At 69.9% G+C, this 1,317-nt stretch carries 1 protein-coding gene and 1 pseudogene; one reads left to right on the top strand and one right to left on the bottom strand.

Annotated elements, in window-relative coordinates:
• Nucleotides 1–646 (bottom strand): hypothetical protein (locus tag CCN51_RS51880; RefSeq protein ID WP_086861294.1); only part of this gene is annotated, 646 nt, incomplete at its 3' end.
• A 273-nt stretch (nt 647–919) separates the two neighbouring features.
• On the opposite strand from CCN51_RS51880, the pseudogene CCN51_RS51875 reads away from it, so the two are divergent.
• A pseudogene (locus CCN51_RS51875) lies at nt 920–1,317 on the top strand (glycosyltransferase family 4 protein); the annotation flags it as partial.

The following is a 1,317-nucleotide window of genomic DNA, read 5'->3' as shown; positions in this document are numbered from 1 at the left end:
CGACGGCTGGCGATCCGCCGTCGCTCACCGGCATCGGGTGGTGGGCCTGCCACCACGCCACGGGCGCGCCGCCGCCCGGGGCCGGCATCAGTACGGCGTGCAGCTGTCCCGCGGCCAGCAGCACGGACCAGCCGGGGATGGGCGCCGGCGGCCGGCCGAGGTCGTACACCGGCAGAAAGCCCTGCTCGGTCAGGAGGGGCAGGAAGTCATCGCCCGGGCCGCCGATACCGGGCCGGGCGATCGGCTCGGTCGGCTCGATGACGAGCGCGGGCCGGGCCTCGCCGCCCACCAGGACCACCCCGCTGGTGACGCCGAGCACCGCCTGGGTGTCGGCGGCGGGCGGCGGTTCGGGGGCGGGCGGCGCGACCTCCTCGGCGGTGATGGACCGTACGGCGCCGCGCAGCTGATCCTCGGAGACCGGGACGACCTGGGAGGGGACACAGGTGGCATGTGCGAAGGCGAGCACCGCGGTCTCCTGGCCCACGAAGAGCACGGTGCTGGTGCGCTCCTGGTCGGTGTTCCCGGGCGTGCGGCAGGAGGTGCAGTCGTAGCTGCCCGGGGCGTTCTCGCCGGCCAGCAGCCGGTCGGCTTCTTCGTCGCCGATCTCGGCGCGTACGTCATCGCTGACGTCGAGCATGCGCGGCACGGGTGGCTCCTCGGTATCGGTCCGTGGCGCCGGGTGGTTTCCCGGCTCCATGTAGTCAACGGGCCATCCGCGGCTGGGTCACTGCACTTGAGGCTCTGATGAGCTAAGACCGGTAAAAGTTCCGCACGTTCGCTACCGATTTGACATATGTTCAAGAACAAGACGGTGATGGAGCCCAACCCAGCAACCGTTTCCCGTGTCTGACCCAGTGATAGGCGGACGAGTAAGGCTGTCCGCGGGGAAACGGTGGGAAATGGTTGGATACCGGGACGGATGCATATCTCATTCCTGATTCACAACGCGTACGGGATCGGCGGGACGATCCGGACCACGTACAACCTCGCCCGTACGCTGGGCGAACAGCACGACGTGGAGATCGTGTCGGTGTTCCGCCACCGTGACGTGCCGGTCTTCGACCCCGGCCCGAACGTGCGGCTCAGCCACCTTGTGGACATCCGCAAGAAGAGCCCGGCCTACGACGGGGGCGACCCCGAGCACGCCCGCCCCGCGCGGGTCTTCCCGCGGAGCGAGGGCCGGTACAAGCAGTACAGCCGGCTCACCGACCGGCGGATAGCCGAGCACTTGAGGCGGCTGGAGTGTGATGTCGTCGTCGGCACCCGCCCCGGTCTGAATGTGCACATGGCCCGCGAGGCCCGCCGCGGGCCCGTGCG

The sequence above is a fragment of the Streptomyces milbemycinicus genome (assembly GCF_002154605.1).
In the GTDB taxonomy this organism is placed as follows: domain Bacteria; phylum Actinomycetota; class Actinomycetes; order Streptomycetales; family Streptomycetaceae; genus Streptomyces; species Streptomyces milbemycinicus.
Note: the sequence above shows the minus strand (reverse complement) of the source record. Positions and strands in the feature narration are given on the sequence as shown.